At 42.1% G+C, this 16,511-nt stretch carries 15 protein-coding genes, 1 tRNA gene, 1 rRNA gene and 1 riboswitch; of the genes, 7 read left to right on the plus strand and 10 right to left on the minus strand.

The window, feature by feature from the left end:
* Positions 1 to 163: 163 nt before the first annotated feature.
* Positions 164 to 1,712, minus strand: a 16S ribosomal RNA gene (locus tag MHI58_RS14830).
* 435 nt (positions 1,713 to 2,147) lie between these two features.
* Positions 2,148 to 2,250: riboswitch (TPP riboswitch) on the plus strand.
* Between the two features lie 96 nt (positions 2,251 to 2,346).
* On the opposite strand from MHI58_RS14830, the gene thiT reads away from it, so the two are divergent.
* The gene (gene thiT / locus MHI58_RS14835; RefSeq protein WP_007500615.1) at positions 2,347 to 2,922 is read left to right on the plus strand and encodes an energy-coupled thiamine transporter ThiT; all 576 of its coding nucleotides are present in this window, start codon (positions 2,347 to 2,349) and stop codon (positions 2,920 to 2,922) included.
* A 240-nt stretch (positions 2,923 to 3,162) separates the two neighbouring features.
* Here the strand turns inward: thiT and MHI58_RS14840 are convergent, their stop codons facing one another.
* The gene (locus MHI58_RS14840) at positions 3,163 to 3,717 is read right to left on the minus strand and encodes a GNAT family N-acetyltransferase (protein ID WP_024719667.1); all 555 of its coding nucleotides are present in this window, start codon (positions 3,715 to 3,717) and stop codon (positions 3,163 to 3,165) included.
* Positions 3,718 to 3,866: 149 nt separating this feature from the next.
* Here MHI58_RS14840 and MHI58_RS14845 point away from each other — a divergent pair, with 149 nt between their 5' ends.
* The 3 genes from MHI58_RS14845 to ftsW are packed head-to-tail and all read left to right on the plus strand — an operon-like array spanning position 3,867 to position 6,834.
* Complete coding sequence (locus tag MHI58_RS14845; RefSeq protein ID WP_045035271.1) at positions 3,867 to 4,526, plus strand: DUF1232 domain-containing protein; 660 nt, start codon at positions 3,867 to 3,869, stop codon at positions 4,524 to 4,526.
* 14 nt (positions 4,527 to 4,540) lie between these two features.
* Positions 4,541 to 5,695: a rod shape-determining protein RodA gene (gene rodA / locus MHI58_RS14850; RefSeq protein WP_008344041.1), complete on the plus strand. Its 1,155-nt coding sequence runs from the start codon at positions 4,541 to 4,543 to the stop codon at positions 5,693 to 5,695.
* Entirely contained in the window at positions 5,692 to 6,834 is a 1,143-nt protein-coding gene (gene ftsW, locus MHI58_RS14855; protein WP_045035272.1) for a putative lipid II flippase FtsW, read from the plus strand. Before rodA ends, ftsW begins: the two co-directional genes overlap by 4 nt.
* A 31-nt stretch (positions 6,835 to 6,865) precedes the next feature.
* On the opposite strand, the gene MHI58_RS14860 is transcribed toward ftsW, so the two are convergent.
* On the minus strand, positions 6,866 to 8,413 hold the full coding sequence (locus tag MHI58_RS14860; RefSeq protein ID WP_008344044.1) for a flotillin family protein: 1,548 nt from the start codon (positions 8,411 to 8,413) through the stop codon (positions 6,866 to 6,868).
* A gap of 11 nt (positions 8,414 to 8,424) precedes the next feature.
* Positions 8,425 to 8,955, minus strand: coding sequence for a hypothetical protein (locus MHI58_RS14865; protein WP_017367919.1), 531 nt, complete (start codon positions 8,953 to 8,955; stop codon positions 8,425 to 8,427).
* Positions 8,956 to 9,160: 205 nt separating this feature from the next.
* Here MHI58_RS14865 and MHI58_RS14870 point away from each other — a divergent pair, with 205 nt between their 5' ends.
* A complete protein-coding gene (locus MHI58_RS14870) occupies positions 9,161 to 9,640 on the plus strand; it encodes a DinB family protein (RefSeq protein ID WP_045035273.1) in 480 nt (159 codons plus the stop codon).
* A 40-nt stretch (positions 9,641 to 9,680) separates the two neighbouring features.
* On the opposite strand, the gene MHI58_RS14875 is transcribed toward MHI58_RS14870, so the two are convergent.
* A complete protein-coding gene (locus MHI58_RS14875; RefSeq protein ID WP_008344050.1) occupies positions 9,681 to 10,889 on the minus strand; it encodes an iron-containing alcohol dehydrogenase in 1,209 nt (402 codons plus the stop codon).
* Positions 10,890 to 10,916: 27 nt separating this feature from the next.
* Positions 10,917 to 12,386: a betaine-aldehyde dehydrogenase gene (betB, locus tag MHI58_RS14880; protein WP_045035274.1), complete on the minus strand. Its 1,470-nt coding sequence runs from the start codon at positions 12,384 to 12,386 to the stop codon at positions 10,917 to 10,919.
* Positions 12,387 to 12,593: 207 nt separating this feature from the next.
* Here betB and MHI58_RS14885 point away from each other — a divergent pair, with 207 nt between their 5' ends.
* Together MHI58_RS14885 and MHI58_RS14890 are read left to right on the plus strand one after the other, a co-directional pair.
* Positions 12,594 to 13,151 (plus strand): GbsR/MarR family transcriptional regulator, encoded by a 558-nt coding sequence (locus tag MHI58_RS14885; RefSeq protein WP_045035275.1) that lies wholly within the window; start codon positions 12,594 to 12,596, stop codon positions 13,149 to 13,151.
* Between the two features lie 71 nt (positions 13,152 to 13,222).
* Positions 13,223 to 13,295, plus strand: a tRNA-Ala gene (locus MHI58_RS14890).
* Between the two features lie 760 nt (positions 13,296 to 14,055).
* On the opposite strand, the gene MHI58_RS14895 is transcribed toward MHI58_RS14890, so the two are convergent.
* The 4 genes from MHI58_RS14895 to MHI58_RS14910 form a co-directional block, all read right to left on the minus strand.
* The gene (locus MHI58_RS14895; RefSeq protein ID WP_045035276.1) at positions 14,056 to 14,238 is read right to left on the minus strand and encodes a transcriptional regulator; all 183 of its coding nucleotides are present in this window, start codon (positions 14,236 to 14,238) and stop codon (positions 14,056 to 14,058) included.
* A gap of 139 nt (positions 14,239 to 14,377) precedes the next feature.
* The gene (locus MHI58_RS14900) at positions 14,378 to 15,259 is read right to left on the minus strand and encodes a hypothetical protein (protein ID WP_045035327.1); all 882 of its coding nucleotides are present in this window, start codon (positions 15,257 to 15,259) and stop codon (positions 14,378 to 14,380) included.
* Positions 15,260 to 15,328: 69 nt separating this feature from the next.
* Positions 15,329 to 15,547 carry a hypothetical protein gene (locus tag MHI58_RS14905; protein ID WP_045035326.1) on the minus strand — a complete coding sequence of 73 codons (219 nt, stop codon included), beginning with the start codon at positions 15,545 to 15,547 and terminating at the stop codon, positions 15,329 to 15,331.
* A 481-nt stretch (positions 15,548 to 16,028) separates the two neighbouring features.
* Positions 16,029 to 16,475: a hypothetical protein gene (locus MHI58_RS14910; protein ID WP_045034521.1), complete on the minus strand. Its 447-nt coding sequence runs from the start codon at positions 16,473 to 16,475 to the stop codon at positions 16,029 to 16,031.
* Positions 16,476 to 16,511: the final 36 nt, after the last annotated feature.

The following is a 16,511-nucleotide window of genomic DNA, read 5'->3' on the forward strand; positions in this document are numbered from 1 at the left end:
AATCACTATGTGTGATGAACTTTGCATTGCATTCAATGTGAATGTATTACTTATTGTTATCTAGTTTTCAAAGAACAATCCTGTCTCGCTAGAGACATGTTTGAAGGAATGATCCTTCAAAACTAAACAAGACGAAAACGCACACTGCTCCATATATCCTTAGAAAGGAGGTGATCCAGCCGCACCTTCCGATACGGCTACCTTGTTACGACTTCACCCCAATCATCTGCCCCACCTTCGGCGGCTGGCTCCATAAAGGTTACCTCACCGACTTCGGGTGTTGCAAACTCTCGTGGTGTGACGGGCGGTGTGTACAAGGCCCGGGAACGTATTCACCGCGGCATGCTGATCCGCGATTACTAGCGATTCCAGCTTCACGCAGTCGAGTTGCAGACTGCGATCCGAACTGAGAACAGATTTGTGGGATTGGCTAAACCTTGCGGTCTCGCAGCCCTTTGTTCTGTCCATTGTAGCACGTGTGTAGCCCAGGTCATAAGGGGCATGATGATTTGACGTCATCCCCACCTTCCTCCGGTTTGTCACCGGCAGTCACCTTAGAGTGCCCAACTGAATGCTGGCAACTAAGATCAAGGGTTGCGCTCGTTGCGGGACTTAACCCAACATCTCACGACACGAGCTGACGACAACCATGCACCACCTGTCACTCTGTCCCCGAAGGGAAAGCCCTATCTCTAGGGTTGTCAGAGGATGTCAAGACCTGGTAAGGTTCTTCGCGTTGCTTCGAATTAAACCACATGCTCCACCGCTTGTGCGGGCCCCCGTCAATTCCTTTGAGTTTCAGTCTTGCGACCGTACTCCCCAGGCGGAGTGCTTAATGCGTTAGCTGCAGCACTAAGGGGCGGAAACCCCCTAACACTTAGCACTCATCGTTTACGGCGTGGACTACCAGGGTATCTAATCCTGTTCGCTCCCCACGCTTTCGCTCCTCAGCGTCAGTTACAGACCAGAGAGTCGCCTTCGCCACTGGTGTTCCTCCACATCTCTACGCATTTCACCGCTACACGTGGAATTCCACTCTCCTCTTCTGCACTCAAGTTTCCCAGTTTCCAATGACCCTCCCCGGTTGAGCCGGGGGCTTTCACATCAGACTTAAGAAACCGCCTGCGAGCCCTTTACGCCCAATAATTCCGGACAACGCTTGCCACCTACGTATTACCGCGGCTGCTGGCACGTAGTTAGCCGTGGCTTTCTGGTTAGGTACCGTCAAGGTGCAAGCAGTTACTCTTGCACTTGTTCTTCCCTAACAACAGAGCTTTACGATCCGAAAACCTTCATCACTCACGCGGCGTTGCTCCGTCAGACTTTCGTCCATTGCGGAAGATTCCCTACTGCTGCCTCCCGTAGGAGTCTGGGCCGTGTCTCAGTCCCAGTGTGGCCGATCACCCTCTCAGGTCGGCTACGCATCGTCGCCTTGGTGAGCCGTTACCTCACCAACTAGCTAATGCGCCGCGGGTCCATCTGTAAGTGACAGCCGAAACCGTCTTTCATCCTTGAACCATGCGGTTCAAGGAACTATCCGGTATTAGCTCCGGTTTCCCGGAGTTATCCCAGTCTTACAGGCAGGTTACCCACGTGTTACTCACCCGTCCGCCGCTAACATCCGGGAGCAAGCTCCCTTCTGTCCGCTCGACTTGCATGTATTAGGCACGCCGCCAGCGTTCGTCCTGAGCCAGGATCAAACTCTCCGAGGTATGCAGGATGCATATCACACATGCGTTGCTACACGATGTAGCGAACTTAGCATGTGATCATTTCCTGCCTCGTCAGTCTGACTGACTACCTATGATGTATCATAGGATTTTTTATAAAAACTCGAATTAACAGGTACGTTTTGTCTTGTTTAGTTTTCAAAGATCATCTTCGTTATCGCTCAGAGGCGACTTTATTAATATAACATTCTATCAAGATGAAGTCAACAACTTTTTTCTTGAATGTTATTTCTCAACCGCGCTGTTTCAGCGGCGAATACAAATATAACACCTTTTAAAAGAAGAAACAAGTATTTTTTCTAAATAATTTATTTTTCCTGATCTCTTCCTATATATTCGTACAAAAAGGGCTTAACTCCGTAATTCACTATTGTTGATCCTGTAGGTCTTTAGTATATTTATAATAGATTGAAATTTAATAACCGCAGGGGGAGCTTTGTGCTGAGAGTGAACAATTCGTTGTTCTGACCCTTTGAACCTGTCAGTTAATACTGAAGTAGGAATGTGGAATCACTTGCATACATGCATGTATGCAAGCCGATATGTTTTTCTATGAATCACATACTCATCCTGACATGGTCTCTCCTTGCACAATTCGTGAAAAGGGGATTTTTTTATGCAGCAATCAAATCAATTAGTACGACTGATGGAGATCGCCATCATGACTTCTCTTGCACTTGTTTTAGATTATTTATCAGGTCTCTTTTTAAGAATGCCAAACGGCGGGTCAATTGCACTGATCATGATTCCTGTCATTCTCATGTCCATTAGATGGGGCGTGTCTGCTGGATTTATCATCGGTGTGTTAATCGCAGGACTGCAGCTGATGAACAATCCTATTATTGCTACACCTGTACAAGGATTTCTCGATTACTTTGTCGCATCTGTTGTGATTTGTTTAAGCGGGCTATTCTCAGGATCAATTAAAAAAGCCATTCAGGATAAAAAGCGAAAGAAACAATTCTTCTATATTATCCTAGCTGTATTTGTCGCCAGTTTCTTCAGACTGCTGACGTTCTTTATTTCAGGTGTTGTTTTCTTTTCTCATTATGCACCAAAAGGAACACCAGGATGGGTGTATTCATTAGTTTATAACAGCACATATATGATTCCTTCATTTATCATTTGTAGTATTGTTCTTTGTTTACTCATCCCTAGTGCATCTCGTTTGGTTTTTCCTCGACAAAAATAACCCAGCTGTTTCAGCGGGTTATTTTTTTATGCATAATTTGCTGCTCTATTGAATCTATTAATAGTAGAAGATTTCATGCTGGAGGTACGACAATGAATCCTTACTCCATTATGCTGTGCTGTTACATCCTCAGTCTCGCCTACTTTTTGGCCAGTTTCTATGAGGCATTAAAAATAGCAGGTGTGAAAGGAAAAGTAGAGGCTTCTCCTTTTATATCTTATATTTTACTCGCCACCCTTTTTACTTTTTTCTCTCATTATTACTGGAAGCTGACGATATAATTTGTTGAACATGATCGCTTAGGACAGACAGTTCCCATCCATACCCTATTTCTTCATGGTTCTCACCAGCCAGCTCGAACTGGCTGGTGACGGCAAAACTAGGTTGAAGTTTTTGATAAAATTGCTTCGCTGAATTTTGCTCAAATACCCAGAGCAGCATATTCTGATAGCCTTTCTCTATTAAATAATCCACACCTTTTGCAATCAAAGCCATCCCCGCTCCTGATTTCTGTTTTCTCTGCAACAAATAGATGGCATAAAGCTCACCATCATATATTGAATATCTCTCATCACGCTGTTTTCCGAAGGAAGCAAAACCAAATACTCCGTCAGCATCCTCTGCGACAAACGTGCCTTCAAGCGACCTGCTTCTCCAGCTCTCTTCCCGCTCCTCTACATTCAAAGCATCTAAATACTCTTGTGAAATAATGCCATGATAAGTCGTTTGCCAGCTCTTCACATGAATTTCGGCAATTTTAGGAATATCATTATGTACTGCATGTCTCACCTTCATCTGCACACCCCTTTTAGCCATTTCTTACTCTATGTTTCATATGATAAGTTGCTATTTTATAAAATTCAATCCTTAATGGATATTCGTTGACATTTTGTCAACACCCCTATATATTGGGTACGACTTCTTCTATTGAAGAGTTGAACTTTATGAAAAGGGTGAAGAAAGAGATGGAATTTAAAACAACTGAGCTTCGGCAGTTTTTAAAAGAACAACTGCAAATACGTTCTCTTTCATTAAGAGAACTCAGTACACAAACAGAAATTGATAAAGCCACACTGTCTAGAATCATGAACGGAAAAAGAAAACCGACTTTGAACCATTTACAGCGGCTTTCAGATGCTCTACACATTTCTTTAGATCATCTATTGGCCACGGCTGGATTTTCAATTAAAAACGAAAGAGTTCACGGTAATACGTTCATTCAAGCAGTAGAAGAGATTGAGCGAACGCTGAAAGATCATGATGTCTATGACGGGAAATTCAGCGAGAATGAACTGAAACAGAAGCTAAATGAATATGAGACCTATAGTCAATCAGACGAGGGAAAAGAAACGATCTCGGCATATTTTGAAAAAAAGATAGAGACGATAAGTGGTGTTGGGCCATTTCTTGATCAATTGAAAAGCATGTACTGCTCGTTCATGAGCGGACGGGGGACTTCTCGAGAATTGATGTTGATGGGAGGCGCATTACTTTACTTCATTATGCCCGTTGATTTAATACCAGATTATATTTTTCCGATCGGCTATATTGATGACGCTGCAGCGGTGCAGGTCGTATTAAACCAGCTGACAAATAGGTCATAGCAGGTGACAGAGACATGAAAAAACAGAACAGCATTGACTTCGCATTATTATTCACTGTCATTTGCTTCTTTGTGATCAGCCTGCTGGCTGTGTATAGCGGATCGGGACAGTATGAAACGCAAGATATGTTTTATTTCGTCAAAAGACAAGTTTTCTGGTATATCGTCGGCTTTGGCCTTATGGCGGCAGTTGCTTACTTTGATTATGAACTGCTTGAGCGGTTATCTTTTCGATTATTTGCAGGTGGTCTCTTTCTCATCATTCTCGTTCATTTTTTTGGCACGAATCAAAATGGCTCCCAAAGATGGATCAGCTTGGGGCCCATGAAAGTGCAACCATCAGAATTTATGAAAATTTTTGTCATTCTTCTGTTAGCGGCTATTTTAAATCGATACAAACATCAGCGCTTTTCGTTTAAAGAAAGCATGATTCCTACAATGAACATCATATGCTGGACCGCTGTTCCTTTTTTCCTGATTTTAATTCAGCCAGATTTGGGGACGGCACTTGTAATCTTGTCTATTGCTTTTACACTGATGCTTGTGTCAGGCATTTCAAGTAAGATGATCGCTGCATTGATCGCTTCTTTTCTCGCGCTTCTTGCATTTTTGACCTACTTGCACAATGAACATTTTGAGCACTTTACAAAAGTGATTAAACCTCATCAGCTTGATCGCATTTATGGGTGGCTCTCCCCAGATGAATTTGATTCGACATATGGGTATCAACTGAAACAAGCAATGCTTGGCATTGGGTCAGGGCAATTATCAGGAAGCGGGTATACAAAAGGAAATCAAGTACAAGGGGGAAATATCCCTGAAGCCCATACAGATTTTATATTTGCAGTCATTGGCGAGGAGTTTGGTTTTATCGGCGCCTCCCTATTGATCTGTTTATATCTTATGATGGTCTATCGAATGATTCATGTGGCTATGCATGCGAATACCCTTTATGGGCTTTATATATGTGCTGGGGTGGTTGGGCTGATCGTCTTTCAAGTCTTCCAAAACGTTGGGATGACAGTAGGGCTAATGCCTGTGACTGGTCTTGCCCTTCCTTTTATCAGCTATGGGGGCAGTGCGCTTTTAACCAATATGATCGCCATTGGCCTTGTGTTTAGTGTCAATCTGAGGTCCTCATCCTACATGTTTGGACGTAACTGGGATTGAAGGTGATGTCATTGATTCTTTCTCACCTAAAAAAAATCGACCACATTCTTGCTGGGACGATTGTTTGTCTTTGTTTCTTTGGATTGCTGATGGTGTACAGTGCGAGTTATCCTTTAGGCGAAATAAAATATGGACAGGGCAGCTACTTTTTCATGAAACAGTGGCAATGGCTTTTGATTGGGTTCTTCTTTTTCATCGCTGCGGCCCTGGTTCCATATCAAGCTTACCGTAAATGGATTCGATGGCTTGTGATGCTGTCATTGTTATGTCTTCTCCTTGTCCTGCTTCCTGGAATCGGTGTTGTCAAAAACAATTCACAGCGATGGATTCAATTGGGCTCTTTGATCATCCAGCCGTCTGAGGCTGTGAAATTAGTGATGATCATCTATTTTGCCTATGTATATGCAAAGAAACAAGCGTACATTACATCCTTTAAAAAAGGAGTCCTGCCTCCACTTCTTCTTTTAAGTCTAGCTTTTTTATTGGTTTTGAAACAGCCAGATTTAGGTACAGCAGTTTCTATTTTATTGAGCTGCGGTATCGTCTTATTATGTGCTGGACTTAAAACACGCCACCTCATTCTACTAGGTTCGACGGCTGCGGCAGGGATCACTTTTTTTGCTGTGACCGCTCCTTATCGTTTGAAACGGATCACTTCTTTTCGTGATCCTTTCATGTATGAAGATGGAGATGGTTATCAGCTGATCCATTCTTATCTCGCCATGGATTCAGGAGGACTGACCGGGAATGGTTTAGGCGGAAGTATTCAAAAACTAGGATTTCTTCCTGAAGCCCATACAGATTTTATTATGGCCATCATCAGTGAAGAGCTGGGAATCATGGGGCTGTCGTTTGTGATGGGTGCCTACCTACTCATCATGTATCGCGCCGTTCGAATCGTTCAAGGTTTACAAGATCCATTTGGAAAGCTATTAACGATCGGGCTTACTTTTCAAATCATGATTCAAGCAACCTTTAATCTAGGAGCTGTCTTTGGGCTTCTCCCCATTACAGGCATTCCTCTTCCCTTTATTAGCTACGGCGGATCTTCATTGGTGTTCATGATGATATCTGCAGGCATTCTTGTGAATCTCTCTTCATCTATCAAAAGACACCGGCATGTGCCCCAAGTAAAATAGACACCCTCAATCAGAAGGTGTCTATTGATTTTTATTCTTCTATTTGACGATCAGCGATTTCTTTTTTTCTTGGCTGTTTGATTTCATTCGTCAGTTCTTGGATGCTTTGTTTCACATTGCCTTTGCCAGAGAAATTCTCAATAATTTCTTTAACATCAATTCCAGAGGAAGCTTTCAGACTTTCTTGAAGACTGGACATAAGGTTTGTCGCATAGCCGGTCACTTTGTTGGCGCCGCTGCCTTCCCCGTTACCACCTGTATCAACAACTGTAATTTTATCAATGTTAGAAAGTGGAGCAGATACTTGTTTCGCATATTCAGGTAGCATTTTCACAATCATATCAAGAATCGCCGCTTGACCATACTGTTCGAATGCTTCTGCAATTTTCTCTTTCGCTTCTGCTTCCGCAAGTCCTTTCAACCTAATGACTTCTGCTTCTGTTTCCCCTTTTGCACGATCGGCTTCCGCTTTGGCAAGCCCGTCAATCCGAACTTTCTCTGCTTCTGCTTTCGCCATTGCTTCAATGCTGTATTTCTTCGCATCTGCTTCTGCAAGACGCTTCGCTTTTTCCGCCGCAGCCGACTGCTCAACAGCATAACGGTCCGCATCTGCTTTCTTTTTCACTTCAGAATCGTATTGACGCTCACGACGCTGGATCTCTTTTTCTTCTAATTCAATTTGCTTCTGACGTTCAATGATTTTGACTTGCATTTCTTGTTCAGTTACGTGCTGACGATTACGAGCTGTTTCAAGATCGTACGCTTGGTCAGCGCTTGCTTTTGCTGTATCTTGTTCACGTCTGAATTCTGCTCTTTTCAGCTCATTGATTTTTTCTGCTTCAGCGATTTCAGTGGCACGCTCAAGCTCAGATTTCTTCGCATCTTTATCTGCTTCTGCACGTTTGATACGTGTTTCTTTATCTGCTTCTGCTGTCGCAATATCTGCATCGCGTTTCACTTGAGCAATTCTAGGTTTACCTAGTGATTCTAAATAGCCATTTTTATCACGGACATCTTTGATTGTAAACGATACAATGACAAGACCCATTTTCGCTAGATCTTGAGAAGCGACACGCTGTACTTCTTGAGAAAATTTCTCTCTGTTTTTATAAATCTCTTCAACTGTCATTGACCCTAAAATGGAGCGAAGGTGTCCTTCTAGTACTTCTCTTGCTTCATTTTCACGATCTTCTTTTGTTTTCCCTAAAAACTGCTCTGCCGCAGTGGCGATTTCTTCAATTGATCCGCCAATTTTAATGATGGCCGTTCCATCCGCCATGACCGGTACACCCTGTTCAGTATAGACTTCAGGCGTTGAAACATCTAGCTTGCTAGATAGTAAGCTGAGCGGCTCTGCTTGTTGAAAAACAGGGAGTACAAAGGTACCTCCACCTCTTACAATCTTAATCTTGTTTCCACCTTCATCCACGTGAACATTTTTACTTCCGAGGTAACTTCCTGTGACGATTAATGCTTCATCTGGACCAGCAGTCCGGTATTTCGAAACAAATACACCAATAAGTGCAATGAGAATCACAAGCACAATTCCAATAATAATTAATATGGTTGTTCCTGGCATAGCATTCCCTCCTAGATTTCTTCATTTGGTATAACAGATAACACGCCTTTGTTCACTTCGACGACCAGCACCCGGGTTCCATATGGAATCTCCTCTTCGTCGAAACTGACGGCAGGCTTTGAGATTTTTCCGCTGTTACTAATTAACAGCACTTCTCCAAACCCATCTTTTGGTACAGATACAATGATCTCCCCAGTTCTTCCTTTTAGGTCGGCCTCCGTATATGAAAGAGATTCTTCAGCAGAGGAAAGCGGGACTAAGACAAATACATGTAAACAAGTAACGAGAACCACTGCGAGGATGGCAGATAATACGGCGCCAAGTCCACTTCCTACAATTGCTGTTTTTTCAGAGATAAATCCTCCAGCCGAGAAAAAGGTAAGAAATGCGAGGATCAATGTTGGTTGAAGGAACGGGACAGGAATCGCTTCAAACAATCCATCAAATACATCGCCAAAAAAGACGAAAACAAGCGTCAGGATTCCTGATACCATCAATATGTATAAGTACAGCGTCTGAAGAGGCAGCCCAAACACATCCATCTTCCTCACCCTTTCTTTATGAAATGAGCAGCCTTTCATTCATTTAGACCATGCTCACATCCAAGTGTATTCCTTCTAACAGGTAATACGAACCACTTTTGTAAAGGTTTCATTTTTCATCACAATTCATTAAAGGATTTCTCGGATAGCTAAAGAATGATTGTCTTGTACCAGTATGATAAAATTTGACCTTGAGGTGAGAGAAATGAGTTTATTACATGAAGCAAGACAAGAATTGTGGCAGGAGCTGCAAGGATTGAGCGAAGAACAATTAAATCAAAAATTATCTGATGATACTTGGAGTATTCAAGAAGTTGCAGATCATTTAAAGAAGATGGACCTAGTTGCTGCAAAACATCTAGCTGCTGAGGGGAAAAAAGCACCGATTAAAGAATATGAGCCAAAGCCGGTGGAAATGGCAGAGGATCGTTCAAAAAAAGCCACCGCACCTAGTATTGTTGAACCAGAGCGCAAGCATGTGACACCTACACATTTAAAAGATGAGCTTGATACAGCTCGTGAGAAATTAAATCAAATTTTATCAACGTTTACAGAGGAAGATTTCAAACGCGTGATTGCACATCCTGTGTTTGAAGAGCTTTCATTAAAGCAATACCTTGATTTTATTGGTGCACACGAAAAACGCCATATTCATCAAATTAAAGAAATTAAAGAACAGCTATAATATATAAAAAAGACTCCCTTTTGGGAGCCTTTTTTCATTGTTACACTGTTTTAGGTGTTAAATCAAAGCAGCGAGCGTAAATCCAGTTGTATGCTTTTTCGTTCAGGTCTCTTGGGTTTCCAACTGTTTGCGGATCTTTCATTGCTTCTTTAGATAAACGGTCGATCATATCTTTTGGTACACCTTGTTCTTCTAATGAAGGAACTTCTAGGTCTTCCACTAAATCATACATCCAATTCACTGCTGCTTTTGCAGCTTCCTCTGTTGTCATTCTGCTTGTATCAATCCCGAATGCTTGCGCAATTCGAGCGAATTTCTCTGGGTACCCTTTCCAGTTATATTCCATGACAGGTCCCATCATTGCCGCTACACATTGGCCATGTGCGACTGGAATAATGCCTCCAAGCGTTTGGCTCATCGCATGGGCTGCGCCAGCTGATTCACTGCCATAGGAAAGTCCGGCAAGCATCGCAGCTTGTGCCATCCCATATCTTGCTTCCAAATCCTCTCCATCGGCAAAGGCACGGCGAATATAATGAGCAGCATATTCAATGGCCATGAGCGCTACCGCATCTGTAATTGGCTGAGCAAACTTCATCGTATAGCATTCGATCGCGTGCGCAAGCGCATCGATACCCGTCATTGCCGTCACATGCGGCGGCATAGATACATGAAGCTCAGGATCAATCACTGTTAGGTGAGCTGCAATGAGCGGTCCACCTGTGTTGAATTTGAATTCCCTTTCTTCGTCAGTGATCACTGCCCACTGCGTGACCTCTGAACCTGTACCAGCCGTTGTCGGAATTGTGGTTAACGGAGGGATTCTATTTTCAAGCGGTTTTTTCCCCTCAGCCGCTTCGTAATCAAGAACTGATCCTTCATGAGTCGCTTCCACACCGATAGCCTTCGCTGTATCCATTGAGCTTCCGCCGCCTACTGCGACTAAACCATTACAGCCTTCTTTTTCATATAACGCAGACCCTTCATTCACTAAACGGACTGGCGGGTTTGGTTCTACTTTATTAAATAGAACCACATCAACTTGCGCTTCTTTTAATGAAGCAATCACTGGATCTACAACACCTGCTTGATAAATACCAGGATCTGTGACAAGCAATACCTTTGAAACGCCGTATGCTTTTACTTCTTCCCCAACATGTTTCACTGCCCCAATGCCATGCTTGATGACAGTCGGAATTTCAAACGTATGGAATTTTTGCATGCTTTCAATTTTCATATTTAAAGTCATATAGAATCTCCTCCAGATAAGTGATATTTATTTAAACCAATGAACCGCTTCTGGTTTTGTATTTCGATATAAATGTTTTAGTTCCGTATATTCTTCAAGGCCCGTACGTCCTAATTCACGTCCAAGACCTGATTGTTTATATCCACCCCACGGTGCTTGGGCAAAATAAGGATGGAAGTCGTTGATCCATACCGTGCCTAATCTTAATTGACGAGCCACTCGTTCGGCTTTGCCGATATCAGAAGACCACACCGCTCCTGCTAAACCATAAATCGTGTCATTTGCCAGCTCGATGACTTCTTCCTCTGATCGGAAGGATTCGACAGTGAGGACTGGTCCAAACACTTCTTCCTGTACAATTCGCATCTCTGATGTACAGCCTGAGAAAATCGTCGGCAAGTAGAAGAATCCTTTTTGAAGCTCCTCTGCATCAGGTCGTTTCCCACCTGTTTCTAATGTTGCGCCTTCTTCTAAACCGATGCTGACGTATTTTTCTACTTTTTCTCGATGCTCAGCTGAGATAAGCGGTCCGCTCTGGGTTCCTTCATCAAAGCCGTTGCCTAGCTTGATTTTTTTCGTACGCTTCACCAGTTCTTCTAAAAATTCATCGTGAATGGATTCTTCCACTAACAAGCGTGAACCTGCTGAACACACTTGCCCTGCATGGAAAAACACAGCATTCATTGCCTGGTCAACCGCTACGTCTAAATCAGCATCTTGAAAGACGATATTCGGGTTTTTCCCGCCGAGCTCAAGGGCGATTTTCTTCACATTCCCGCTGGCTCCCTGCATGATTTTCTTACCTGTTTCAATACCGCCTGTGAATGAAATTAAATCGACTTGGTCATTGACAGCCAGCTCATCTCCAACAGTTGCTCCAGGTCCAAGCACTAAGTTGGCAACGCCTGCTGGAACACCCGCTTCTTCCATAAGTTTGAAAACTTTGATCGTGGTTAATGGTGTAATTTCACTTGGCTTTAGTACGATTGTATTTCCAGCTGCAAGGGCAGGAGCGATTTTCCAGCTCGCTTGAAGCAATGGATAGTTCCAAGGAGTGATTTGACCGCATACACCGACAGGTTCTCGGACTAATTCGCTTTTTGAGTTTGGAATAGGCGATGCAATGATTTCCCCGCCATCCTTATCAGCAAGCCCCGCATAATATTGGAACACGTTCGCAATATCGTCCATATCAGCTTTGCTTTCTTCTAATGTTTTACCCGTATCAAGTGATTCTAATTTGGCTAATTCATCTAGGTCTCGCCTAATCAATTCAGCAATTTTGAACACAATATTTCCTCTTTCAAGTCCAGGCATGTTTGCCCAATCACCTTGATCGAAGGTTTTTCTTGCTGCCTTAATGGCTAACTGCGCGTCATTTCTTGATCCTTCACTGACTGTCGCGATCACTTCTTGATTAAATGGATTGATGATATCTCTTGTGTCGCCACTCTTAGCGCCAACCCATTGTCCATCGATAAATAGTGTTTGACTCATAGAAGGAACCTCCTCTGATTCTCTTTGGTAAGTTTGTTAAATAAAAATTTAACGTTTTGAACATAATTAACTTAACATGTTCAAATTTTTCTGTCAAAGGGTGGATATGCTTCTTTTATTTTGACATTTTGCATTCTTTCGTTAACATATAGTCCATAAAGATTTTTTTGAACGTATTGAATTCACTTAATAGAAAGCAGGGACAAGATGAAAAAGCAGGAACAGCCACAAGCAGAGGAACGCATTTTAGCTGCTAAAGATCTCGTCATTGATTCCATCGCTGAAACAATGGATCTCTATGGCATTACTAGAAGTGCGGGTATTTTATATGGGACGATGTATTTAAATGAGGAAATGACGCTGGATGAGATGCGTGAAGAGCTGCAAATGAGTAAGCCTAGTATGAGTACGGGTGTGAAAAAACTGCAAGACATGAATATTGTCAAAAAGACCTTTCACCGTGGCCGAAGAAAACACAGCTTTGTTGCTGAGAAAGACTTTTTTAAGTTTTTCATGAACTTCTTCCCGCAAAAATGGGAACGAGAGGTTGAGGTCAATCTAGCAGCGATTGAAGAAGCGCAAGAACGCCTTCAAGATGTAGCTCGTGATGATCAGGCGGAGGAACATGAAAAAGAGGAAGCGAAACAGCTCATTGAACAGCTTGAAAGCTCAAAAGCCTATTATGACTGGCTTAGACGATTAGCCCACTCGGTTCATTCGGGAGAAATCTTTGACTATATTCCGATTGATCAGAAAGAAAAATAGCCGGGGTGTTTGTGTTTTACAGCTTGAATTTTACAGGAGGATTGATTATAATAAGTTATGTCGTCATACTCGGGGCATTAGCTCAGCTGGGAGAGCGCTACGCTGGCAGCGTAGAGGTCAGCGGTTCGATCCCGCTATGCTCCATACTCCGGTAAAATGGCGGTATACCAACGTTTACTTAACGGTGACTTAGACGTTGACTTAACGTGGTGTACCGCTCCTATGTCGCGCAGTGTAGCGCACCGGTAAATTAGTCGTCTTCTATACGAATAGGAGGCGATTTTTTAATGCATTCAGAACGACGGAAAGGTAAGCGTGTCTAGGCGGAAAGGACGATCACTAAAACCACGCGCGGAAAAACGTATTCAATCTCGGTCATCTGCGAGAAAATATGCGCGGCCAAGCTCGCGGAAAATAGGGCCCCGGAAACTATCGATCGGTACCGGAGGGCGTGTCGTTACTTATTAGAATACGCGCGTATGATCGGACTAGACGATGACATACGTGATATAGACGTCGACTTTGCTCGCGGCTTTGTTGCACGAACGAGTTAAATTCGACGGCCATAAGTTCAAAAAAGACGAACACAAAACGCCCGGCATGTCGCCGAAGTCCGTAAACGATTATATAAAGACGCTCCGGACACTCTTCCGATTTGCTCAACGCGAAGGGTCGGTTTTATTGAATCCGTTTGATGATACGCATATCCGGCTGTGGAGATTATAAAGCTTAAAGAAAAATAGGAAAAATACTCTTAAGAGTGAGCTTTGATGTTAGAAAACAAAATAAATCTACGAACTGTTTGAAATATTTTAACCGTGACTATCCTTTCCGTATGTATTTAAGTACAGCGCCCTCGGCTCCGCCTCGTCCGCAAAAAAAGAGACGCTCGCCCTGAACGTCCCTACTCACCGCCTTCTTCGTCCTCTATTTCGAACAGGTCTTCGTACTTCCATCCGCCAGCTCTCATGATCGCAACAACCTGCCAATCCTCGTGCCGGCCATTCGAATCGAACCGCGAGATAGAACCCTGCGGAACGCCCGACGCCTCGGACAGTCTTGTTTGCGTCCAGCCATCCGCCTTCATTAGTTCCTTCAGACGCGGCCTTACGTTTATGCTCTCTAAACTGCCGCCGCACTCTACCTTTAAGCCGATGCTTGGTGTAAAGAATTATCGGAAGCAGTTTACAGGAAACAAAAAAAGCACCCCTCGGATGCTAACTTTATTAGTTTAAATCTTCCATTACTCTGAACCCTCTTACTTCGGCTCTTCTCGCATAAATTTCTCTATAAATAGCATGTACAGCAGCTATTGGATCAGAATCTTTATTTATTCCCCTAACCCTAAACTTTTTTAAATCAGTTCTCGCCATAGTATCTGAAGAACCTTCTTCATCCCAATAGTTTAACTCTAATATTTCTTTTCTAGCTAGGTTTAATAAGCTCCTGGCAATAGGAGAATCTCTTAAGTCTCCTTCTCCTGTTTTTCCTGGTGCTTTTAGGATCACCTCGTAAGTATCACTGGCGTCTGATTCGAAACCTTGAATCCAGTAATTATTTAAATCATTATCATCAAAAATTTGGGTTCCATTAATTATTCTACGTCCATTTTGAAACAACTTCACTCTTAAAAGAGTTACTCTATTATTCTCAAAAACCCTCACAAAATCTTCATCATCTACAGCCCTTTGAGTATTTTGAATATTAAATACCGATCCATAAATATTTTGAAATGCTTCTTCTAAAATCATTCCAACTCTCGACATCGTTTGATCTTTATTGAGGTTTGTCGGAGGATAGTTTCTGTGTTGGACAAGCATTCTTTTTTCTTGTAAATCGAGAGCAAAGAAAGTATTAAGGTAAGGAGCGACATCAGGCGCAAAGCTGTTTTTATCTTCATCAACAGAATTGACATTAGGCGCATGTTCCTCACTGAAGCAGAATGTAATGATATTCTCAGTAACATCAATCTCATTAGTTATACAGTATTCAAAACCATACTCACCGGGAAGTTTCGCTACACCCCTTAAGTATTCAAACAATTCATTTGTTCTTAATGTTAGATCATTTGCACTAATTAGTTGGTATACCCTGAAATCCATATGCATAAGAAGACCTACCTTTTCGTTTAATAAAAGATAGGTTTATAATATCACATTTTTTGAATAATTTTCAAATTATATGTTGTAAATTTCCACATCATCAATATCTATCCATGTTTCAAAACCCATATCGTCTGATAGCCTTATTTCAGTACCGTGTTTACCTTCTTTAATTTCTTTAACAAAACCAATTAATCCAAATATTTCTTCATCGCTATTAGATACAACCTCAACTTTATCATTTAAAGTCAAAATATATCCTCCTTTTAAAGCTGTTTTTTTTATCATATTCATCTTACAACCACATCCTTATCTATTCAACAGTTCATTTTGTATTATTATGTAATATAAACAAAATTATTCTAAATTTATCTGTAGAAACTTCCCGAATAATTTTCAAGGGGCTAAGATATATTATTTACCTAATCCCTAGATCGCTAGATCGCTAGAGCAAGTTAAATATTGTGGTGAATAAGGAAAATTAACCCTCCTTGTCCCCCCTTCCATTTTGCACTGCGGGATTTTAAGTGATTTTCAAATACGTTTCTCGTTTAAAACTACGAATAATGCGTTTCCATCTTCGTCAGGAAATAACGAAATCTCTTTCGGATAGATGTCCTGGAAGCGCGGATGACTTAACGGAGATAACTAACGTAGAAATAACGTCGTGAAAGCTGGCAGCGTAGAGGTCAGCGGTTCGATCCCGCTATGCTCCATTATCAAAAGCCTATCCAATGATGGATAGGCTTTTTCATTTGATCTTACTCATAAAAGCTTATTTGTCTGGTTCTTGAATTTGATAACCAAAGACTCCTTTTATCTCAACATCCCCGCAGCCTTCTTTTTTAGTCAGTTTAATACCATGGGGTCTATAAATGTAGCGCCCACTTGATAAAATTCGGTCTGTTGCACTTAGATCATATTGGTTACCTGTATACTCTTTGACTGATGACGGAAAATCCGTTCCTGATAAGGATGTTCTGAAGAGTGTCACCTCTAAAGTACAACCCTCTGCATTTAGTATAGAAAATTGGTAGCCATAAGTAGATGGATATTGTTCAGGATTATTTTGACCTCCTGGTACCCACAGATCTTTTTCCTGTTCCGTCATGATGAAATCAACTTCTACTTCTCGATAAATGGTCTTAGCTGCAACCTTTTCCATATTAAAATGGAACATGACAATGAAACAAAGAGACATCATTACACTTATCCGCTTCATACAACCCCTCCATTCATTTTTACCATTATAAAACAA

It is taken from the genome of Bacillus sp. FSL K6-2869 (assembly GCF_040869405.1).
Classification (GTDB): Bacteria; Bacillota; Bacilli; order Bacillales; family Bacillaceae; genus Bacillus; species Bacillus altitudinis.

Bases quoted from the DNA above. Each gene is read 5' to 3' on its own strand.
- MHI58_RS14845 (WP_045035271.1), top strand. From the start codon at position 3,867: ATGAAAAGGGTGAAGAAAGAGATGGAATTTAAAACAACTGAGCTTCGG.
- MHI58_RS14885 (WP_045035275.1), top strand. From the start codon at position 12,594: ATGAAAAAGCAGGAACAGCCACAAGCAGAGGAACGCATTTTAGCTGCT.
- MHI58_RS14840 (WP_024719667.1), bottom strand. From the start codon at position 3,717: ATGAAGGTGAGACATGCAGTACATAATGATATTCCTAAAATTGCCGAA.
- MHI58_RS14865 (WP_017367919.1), bottom strand. From the start codon at position 8,955: ATGGATGTGTTTGGGCTGCCTCTTCAGACGCTGTACTTATACATATTG.
- MHI58_RS14900 (WP_045035327.1), bottom strand. From the start codon at position 15,259: ATGCATATGGATTTCAGGGTATACCAACTAATTAGTGCAAATGATCTA.
- MHI58_RS14905 (WP_045035326.1), bottom strand. From the start codon at position 15,547: ATGAATATGATAAAAAAAACAGCTTTAAAAGGAGGATATATTTTGACT.
- MHI58_RS14875 (WP_008344050.1), bottom strand. From the start codon at position 10,889: ATGACTTTAAATATGAAAATTGAAAGCATGCAAAAATTCCATACGTTT.
- betB (WP_045035274.1), bottom strand. From the start codon at position 12,386: ATGAGTCAAACACTATTTATCGATGGACAATGGGTTGGCGCTAAGAGT.
- MHI58_RS14860 (WP_008344044.1), bottom strand. From the start codon at position 8,413: ATGCCAGGAACAACCATATTAATTATTATTGGAATTGTGCTTGTGATT.
- MHI58_RS14870 (WP_045035273.1), top strand. From the start codon at position 9,161: ATGAGTTTATTACATGAAGCAAGACAAGAATTGTGGCAGGAGCTGCAA.
- MHI58_RS14895 (WP_045035276.1), bottom strand. From the start codon at position 14,238: ATGAAGGCGGATGGCTGGACGCAAACAAGACTGTCCGAGGCGTCGGGC.
- thiT (WP_007500615.1), top strand. From the start codon at position 2,347: ATGCAGCAATCAAATCAATTAGTACGACTGATGGAGATCGCCATCATG.
- MHI58_RS14910 (WP_045034521.1), bottom strand. From the start codon at position 16,475: ATGAAGCGGATAAGTGTAATGATGTCTCTTTGTTTCATTGTCATGTTC.
- rodA (WP_008344041.1), top strand. From the start codon at position 4,541: ATGAAAAAACAGAACAGCATTGACTTCGCATTATTATTCACTGTCATT.